Source organism: Kocuria sp. NPDC057446 (assembly GCF_042802875.1).
GTDB lineage: Bacteria > Actinomycetota > Actinomycetes > Actinomycetales > Micrococcaceae > Kocuria.
Map to the genome: position 1 here is coordinate 1 of NZ_JBHVDI010000183.1, position 6,623 is coordinate 6,623.

Below are 6,623 nucleotides of genomic sequence, written 5' to 3' on the forward strand. Positions count from 1 at the left end.
GGCCCGCCTCGCGCGGGCCACGGCGTCCGTGCCGCTCGTCACATCCGCCCGGCGGGTGCGGCGACGGATCAGCTCGCGGCCGGCTCCGGGCTCTCCGCTCCGGCGGCCTCACCGGTGCCCAGCCACTTGCCCTCGAGCTCCTCGAGGGTGCCGTCCTCCCGCATGGTCGCCAGCGACTCGTTGACCTGGTCGAGCAGGGCCGTGTTGCCGGTCTTCACGGCCAGGCCCAGCTGCTCGCCGGTCTCGATCTCCTCGACCAGGCGCAGCTCCGGGTTGTCGGTGATGGCCGGACCCATCACGGAGATGTTGCCGATGACGGCCTCGACGTCACCGGTGTTGAGCCCCTGGATCATCAGGGCCGAGTCCTCGTACTGCACGACCTCGGCGTTGTTCTCCTGGGCCTGGGTCTCGCCCGTGGTGGCCTGCTGCACGCCCACGCGCTTGCCCTGGACGTCGGCCACCGAGTCGATGTCCGCGCCCGGGGCGACCAGCAGCGCGAGGTTGTCGTCGAGGTAGGGCTCGGAGAAGTCCATGACGGACTCCCGCTCCTCGTTGATGGTCATCCCCGAGGCGGCGAGGTCGCACTGGTTCGAGTCCAGGGCCACACCCGACTGGATGCCCTCGAAAGAGGTGCGGAGGAACTCCGTCCCGACCCCCATGTCCTCGGCGATGTTGTTCACCAGGTCGATGTCGAAGCCGACGGTCTCCCCGTCCTCCGTGAACTCGAAGGGGCGGTAGGGGATGTCCGAGCACACCGTGAGGGTGCCCGGGGTGATCAGGCTGATCTCCCCGCCGTTCGCGCTCGTCTCACCGCCGCCGGCGTCCCCGCCGTCGTCGGTGCTCGTGCACGCGCTCAGGGCCAGCGCGGAGACGGCCAGCACGGACAGGGTCGCTGCCCCGTGGAACCTGCTCTTCATGGATCTGTCCTTCCCTCGGGAGGTGACGGTCGCGTACCGGCTGCACGGCGGCGTGCCCGGCGCGCGGTCCGCCGGTGAATGTGCCTCAGTGTAGGTGTTCGGGCGTTGCCGGGATGTTGCACACCACTGGTCGGTAGTCAATTCGTTGTCCCCTCTCCGGGCCACGCCTCCCCGGTCATCCCGCCCGGCCCGCCGTCCGGGGCGGCGCATCCGGCGGGTGCGCCACGGTGCGCCCGAGTGGGGCGGATTCGGCACAATGGGCCCATGACCCGCATCGAGGACCAGCGCCGCGGCGAACGGGCCGCGCGATGACCGCACCGCCGGCTCCCGCGAGCGTGCGCGTGGACGTGTGGCTGTGGGCGGTGCGCGTGTTCAAGACCCGCTCCGCCGCCACGGCCGCGTGCCGCGCCGGGCACGTGAAGATCGACGGCACCTCGGTCAAGGCCGCCCAGCCGGTGCGGCCCGGCCAGCGGGTGGCCGTGCGCCGCCCCGGCCACGAGCAGGTCCTGGAGGTGGTGCAGCTGCTGACCAAGCGCGTCGGCGCGCCGGTCGCCGCGAAGGCCTACGTCGACCACAGCCCGCCCCCGCCCCCGGCGCTGCACGCGGCCGTCCCGCGGCGGGACCGGGGCACGGGCCGGCCGACCAAGAAGGACCGCCGGGAGATGGACCGCCTCCGGGGGCTGTGAGCCGCCGGCCGGGCGGCGTTCCGTGCGCGTTCCCAGGAAGGGGCAGAATAATCCCCACTGCACGTGTGCCGTGGGTCACCCCGCCGTCCGGCGGTCCGACGCGCGGCCGCAACCGGAGGAGCTCGCCCCATGGCACTGCTGGACACATCGGTGTGGACCGGAAAGATCTACGTCAACGGATGGCGCGAGGGCCGCGGCGGCACCGAGGACGTCACGAACCCGTCGACGGACGAGACGCTCGGGCAGATCGGCTTCGCCTCGCCCGAGGACGTCCACGAGGCGGCCGAGAAGGCCGCGGCGGCCCAGAAGGAGTGGGCGGCGCTGAAGCCCTCCGAGCGCGCCGCGGTGCTCCGCCGCGCCGGGCTGCTGTTCGAGGAGCACGCCGAGGAGGTCGTGGACTGGGTGGTCCGGGAGACCGGGGCGATCCCGCCCAAGGCCGGGCTGGAGGCCTCGGTCGCGGCCGCGGAGTGCTACGAGGCCTCCGCGCTGCCGACCCACCCGCACGGGGAGTACCTGCCCTCCGACGCCCCGCACTGGTCGCTGTCCCGGCGGGTGCCGGTCGGGGTGGTCTCGGTGATCTCGCCGTTCAACTTCCCGCTGATCCTCTCGATCCGCTCGGTGGCCCCGGCCCTGGCCCTGGGCAACGCGGTGCTGCTCAAGCCGGACCCCCGCACCTCGGTCACCGGCGGCGCGCTCATCATGCGCGTGTTCGAGGAGGCCGGGCTGCCGTCCGGGGTCCTGCAGCTGCTGCCCGGCGGCGGTGACGTCGGGGCCGCCGCGGTCGAGGCCCCGCAGGTGGACGTCGTGTCCTTCACGGGGTCCACGGCGGCCGGCCGGCACGTGGGTGCGGCCGCAGCGCAGCACCTCAAGCGCGCCCACCTGGAGCTGGGCGGCAACAACGTGGTCATCGTCCTGCCCGGGGCGGACGTGGACCTGGCCGCCGGGGTGGGGGCGATGGGCTCCTTCTTCCACCAGGGCCAGATCTGCATGACCACGGGGCGCCACCTGGTGCACGAGGACCTGCACGACGAGTACGTGGACAAGCTCGCGGCGAAGGCCGAGGCCCTGGTCGTGGGGGATCCTGCCGGCGGGCCCGTGCACCTGGGCCCGATCATCGACGAGCGCCAGCTCAAGGCCATCGACGCGATCGTGCAGGAGACCGCCATCGCCGGCGCCCGGGTGGTGGCCGGGGGCTCCCACGACGGGCTGTTCTACCGGCCCACGGTGCTCTCCGAGCTGACCCACGAGATGACGGCCTGGAAGGACGAGATCTTCGGTCCGGTGGCGCCCGTGATGAAGGTGTCCAGCGCCGAGGAGGCGGTGGAGTTCGCCAACGCCTCCGAGTACGGGCTGTCGGTGTCCATCATCGGCGACGTCGGCGAGGCCATGAAGATCGCCGACCGGATCCGCTCGGGCAAGATCCACATCAACGAGATGACGGTCGCCGACGAGGCCAACGCCCCCTTCGGCGGCATGGGCGCCTCGGGCACCGGCTCCCGCTTCGGCGGACCCACCGCCAACATCGACGCGTTCACCGAGACGCAGTGGATCACGATCAGCCCGGACGTGCCGCACTACCCGTTCTGAGCCCCGGCCCGTCCGGGCGGGTGCCGTCCGGACGGGCGTGCGCCGCGGGGGCGGGAGGTCGTCGGTAGCCTGGACCGGTGACGACGACCTCCCGCCCCCGCGGCCTCAACCGGCAGATCCTGGCCCTGGCCGTTCCGGCGTTCGGGGCGCTCGTGGCCGAGCCGCTGTTCCTGCTGGCGGACTCCGCGATCGTCGGCCACCTCGGGACCCCTCAGCTCGCCGGCGTGGGCGTGGCCGCGGCCGTCCTGCAGACGGTCGTGGGCCTCATGGTCTTCCTCGCCTACAGCACCACCCCGGCGGTCGCCCGGCACCTCGGCGCGGGCCGGCTCCAGGAGGCCGTGGCGGTGGGCCGGGACGGGCTGTGGGTGGCGGCCGGGCTCGGCCTGCTCCTGTCCGCGGGGGGCTGGGTGCTGGGCCGTCCGCTGCTGGCCCTGATGGGCGCCCGCGGCGAGGTCCTGGAGCACGCCGTCGTCTATCTGCACTGGTCCCTGCCCGGGCTGACCGCCATGCTCCTGGTGCTCGCGGCCACCGGCGTGCTGCGCGGGCTCCAGGACACCAGGACCCCGCTGCTCATCGCGGGCGTCGGTGCCGCGGCCAACGCCGGGCTCAACCTGCTGCTCGTGCACGGCGCGGGCCTGGGGGTGGCCGGGGCGGCGATCGGCACGAGTGCCGTGCAGTGGGCCATGGCGCTGGCGTACCTGCGGATCCTCCGCCGGCTCGCCCGCGAGCACGGCGTGGGGCCCGCGACCACGTGGCCCCGGCTGCGCTCGCACCTCACGGTGGGCTCCTGGCTCATGCTGCGCACGGTCTCCCTGCGGGTCGCGATCCTCGCGACCGTCCTGGTGGTCACGGGACAGGGCGCCCAGAACCTCGCCGCGCACCAGCTCGTGATGACGGTCTTCAACTTCCTGGCCTTCGCCCTCGACGCCCTCGCCATCGCGGCGCAGGCCCTGCTGGGCCGGGACATGGGGGCGCGGGACGTGACCGATCCCGCGCAGCGGCGGGCCGTCCGGGCCCTCATGAACCGGCTGGTCCTGTGGGGGCTCGGCTTCGGCGTGGTCACGGGTCTCCTCGTGGCCTTGGTCGGCACGCGACTGGGGTTCCTGCTCAGCCCCGATCCCGCGGTGCAGGCCCTGTTCGCCGCGGCCCTGCTCGTGGTGGCGGTCGGCCAGCCGCTGGCCGCGTACGTCTTCGTCCTGGACGGGGTGCTCATCGGCGCCGGCGACGCGCGCTACCTCGCGGTGGCCGGGGTGCTCAACCTGGTGGTCTACGCCCCGCTGCTGCTGCTCGTGGCGGACTCCGCCGGGACGGGCACCGCAGGGTTCGTGTGGCTGTGGACCGCCTACGCCGGCGGCTACCTGGGCGCCCGGGCCCTGACCCTGGGGCTGCGCGCCCGCGGTGACTCCTGGCTGCTCCGGAACGCCCGGTAACAACCCGGGACGCACCCGGGGGATGTGGGGCGGATCACCTACGATGCAAACATGAACAGTGATTCCCGCGCAGAGAACCAGTCCACCGCCGACTCCGGGCACAACGTCGTGCTCGTCGGCATCGACGGCTCCGACCAGGCCCGCCACGCGCTCGAGCGCGCCATCGACGAGGCCCGGGCCCAGGACCTGACCGTGCGCCTGCTGGGCGCCTACCCGGTCATCGGGGTCGGGGACCCCGGCCTCGAGATGCGGTTCACCGAGGCCGTCATGAAGGAGAACGCCGACCACCTGGCCGAGGCCCGGCAGACCGTGGAGGCGGCGGGGCTGCCCGTGGAGGTGGTGGAGGCCGGCGGGGACGCCGCCAAGGCCGTCGTGGAGCAGTCCGGGCGGGCCGCGCTGGTGGTCATGGGCAAGCGCGGCCGCGGCGGCGCGCTGCGCGGCCGGCTGGGCTCCGTGTCCGCGGCGGTCGCGGCGCACGCCAAGAGCCCGGTCATCATCGTCCCCGAGGCCGCGGAGAGCCGGCAGTCCGAGCGGCGCGGCGGCGCGGGCGACTTCGCGCTCGAGGCCGACGGGCCGGTCAAGGCCGACCAGATCGACTTCACCGGGCGCGTGGTCGTGGGTCTGGACGCCCTCGGCGCGCGCAGCCCCGCCCTGGGGAAGGCCGTGGCGTACGCCCAGGAGCACGGCACGGCCCTGACTCTGGTCTCCGTGAACGGCGCCCTGTCCGGCACGCCCGCCTGGTTCCAGGACGAGTTCAACCAGGCCCGGTACTTCCACGAGGCGGACCAGAAGCTCACCCAGATCTCCGACGAGATCGCCGCCCAGCATCCCGGGCTGACGGTCGAGCACCACATCTTCGTGGGCCGTCCGGCCCGCATCCTGATGAACGCCACGCACACCGCGGACATGGTCGTGGTGGGCTCCCGCGGCATCGGCGGCTTCCGGGGGCTGCTGCTCGGCTCGGTGTCCCAGGCGGTGCTGGAGAACGCCGCCGGCCCGGTCATGGTGGTGCCCGCGCACCGTTCCTGAGCACCCCACCCCGCACGGCGAGACCAGGAGGCGGCGCCCCATGACGGAACAGATCGTCGTCGGCTACGACGGCTCCGAGAACAGCGAACGGGCCCTCGACTGGGCGATCCGGGAGACCGGCGCCCTCGCCGGCGAGCTCAGGGTCGTGGTCTCCATGGGACGGCCCGTGGCCGTGGACCCCAGTCTCTACGGACCGTTCCTGGAGGCGATCGAGGAGGAGGCGGACAAGGTCGCCGCCGCCGCCGTGCGCCGGGCCCAGGACGCCGGCGTGCCGGCGGTCGCGGTGGTCGAGCGCGGTGACGCGGCCGGGGTGCTGGTGCACGAGTCGGAGGGCGCCGCGGCCCTCGTGCTCGGCCGCCGGGGCCGGCGCGGGGTGCGCGGACGGCTCGGCTCGGTCACGGCCGCGACCGCGGCGCACGCGAAGTGCCCCGTGATCGTGCTCCCGGACCGCTGGGACCCGCAGGCCCGGGCCGCACGCGGCGCGGCCGGCCCCCTGGCGGGGCGCGTGGTGGTCGGCGTCGACCGGCTCGGCCGGGACAACCCGGCCGTCCTGGCGGCCGGGCGGTACGCGGCGCGGCACGGCGCGGGCCTGGCCCTGCTCACCGTGGTCCCGGAGGCGCAGAGCATGCCGACGGGCTCCGCCGAGCTGGACCGGGCCGTGCGCGAGCAGCTCACCGAGCCGGCCCGGTCCCTCGTGGACCAGGTGGCGGAGTCGGTCCGGGAGGACCACCCGGACCTCGACGTCGAGACGTTCGTGTTCTCCGGGGTGCCGGCGGACCAGCTCGTGGAGGCCGGGCGGTCGGCGGAGCTCGTGGTGGTCGGCAGCCGCGGCTACGGCGGGTTCCGGGGACTGCTCATGGGCTCCGTCTCGCAGGCCGTGCTGACCGAGGGCGAGGGCCCGGTCATGGTGGTCCCGGCGCGCCGGAAGGGCTGACCCGTCCGCCCGCAGGGGGAGCCCCCGGCCGGCCGTGGCG

At 74.3% G+C, this 6,623-nt stretch carries 6 protein-coding genes; 5 read left to right on the forward strand and 1 reads right to left on the reverse strand.

Features of this window, described 5'->3' with window-relative positions; all coding sequences use genetic code 11:
* Window positions 1-68 precede the first annotated feature (68 nt).
* Window positions 69-917 carry an ABC transporter substrate-binding protein gene (locus tag ACFU0Y_RS16190; protein ID WP_380215667.1) on the reverse strand — a complete coding sequence of 283 codons (849 nt, stop codon included), beginning with the start codon at window positions 915-917 and terminating at the stop codon, window positions 69-71.
* Window positions 918-1,225: 308 nt separating this feature from the next.
* On the opposite strand from ACFU0Y_RS16190, the gene ACFU0Y_RS16195 reads away from it, so the two are divergent.
* The 5 genes from ACFU0Y_RS16195 to ACFU0Y_RS16215 all read left to right on the forward strand — a co-directional run bounded on the left by ACFU0Y_RS16195 (window position 1,226) and on the right by ACFU0Y_RS16215 (window position 6,583).
* Window positions 1,226-1,603: an RNA-binding S4 domain-containing protein gene (locus ACFU0Y_RS16195; protein ID WP_380215669.1), complete on the forward strand. Its 378-nt coding sequence runs from the start codon at window positions 1,226-1,228 to the stop codon at window positions 1,601-1,603.
* 129 nt (window positions 1,604-1,732) lie between these two features.
* Window positions 1,733-3,190, forward strand: a complete 1,458-nt coding sequence (locus ACFU0Y_RS16200; RefSeq protein ID WP_380215671.1) for a benzaldehyde dehydrogenase — start codon at window positions 1,733-1,735, stop codon at window positions 3,188-3,190.
* 77 nt (window positions 3,191-3,267) lie between these two features.
* Complete coding sequence (locus tag ACFU0Y_RS16205) at window positions 3,268-4,620, forward strand: MATE family efflux transporter (protein ID WP_380215673.1); 1,353 nt, start codon at window positions 3,268-3,270, stop codon at window positions 4,618-4,620.
* Window positions 4,621-4,671: 51 nt separating this feature from the next.
* Window positions 4,672-5,649: a universal stress protein gene (locus ACFU0Y_RS16210; RefSeq protein ID WP_380215675.1), complete on the forward strand. Its 978-nt coding sequence runs from the start codon at window positions 4,672-4,674 to the stop codon at window positions 5,647-5,649.
* A 40-nt stretch (window positions 5,650-5,689) separates the two neighbouring features.
* A complete protein-coding gene (locus tag ACFU0Y_RS16215; protein ID WP_380215677.1) occupies window positions 5,690-6,583 on the forward strand; it encodes a universal stress protein in 894 nt (297 codons plus the stop codon).
* Window positions 6,584-6,623 lie beyond the last annotated feature (40 nt).

What these genes read in the sequence shown, in the direction of transcription:
- ACFU0Y_RS16195 (WP_380215669.1), top strand. Translation starts at nt 1,226, where the DNA reads ATGACCGCACCGCCGGCTCCCGCGAGCGTGCGCGTGGACGTGTGGCTG.
- ACFU0Y_RS16210 (WP_380215675.1), top strand. Translation starts at nt 4,672, where the DNA reads ATGAACAGTGATTCCCGCGCAGAGAACCAGTCCACCGCCGACTCCGGG.
- ACFU0Y_RS16200 (WP_380215671.1), top strand. Translation starts at nt 1,733, where the DNA reads ATGGCACTGCTGGACACATCGGTGTGGACCGGAAAGATCTACGTCAAC.
- ACFU0Y_RS16215 (WP_380215677.1), top strand. Translation starts at nt 5,690, where the DNA reads ATGACGGAACAGATCGTCGTCGGCTACGACGGCTCCGAGAACAGCGAA.
- ACFU0Y_RS16190 (WP_380215667.1), bottom strand. Translation starts at nt 917, where the DNA reads ATGAAGAGCAGGTTCCACGGGGCAGCGACCCTGTCCGTGCTGGCCGTC.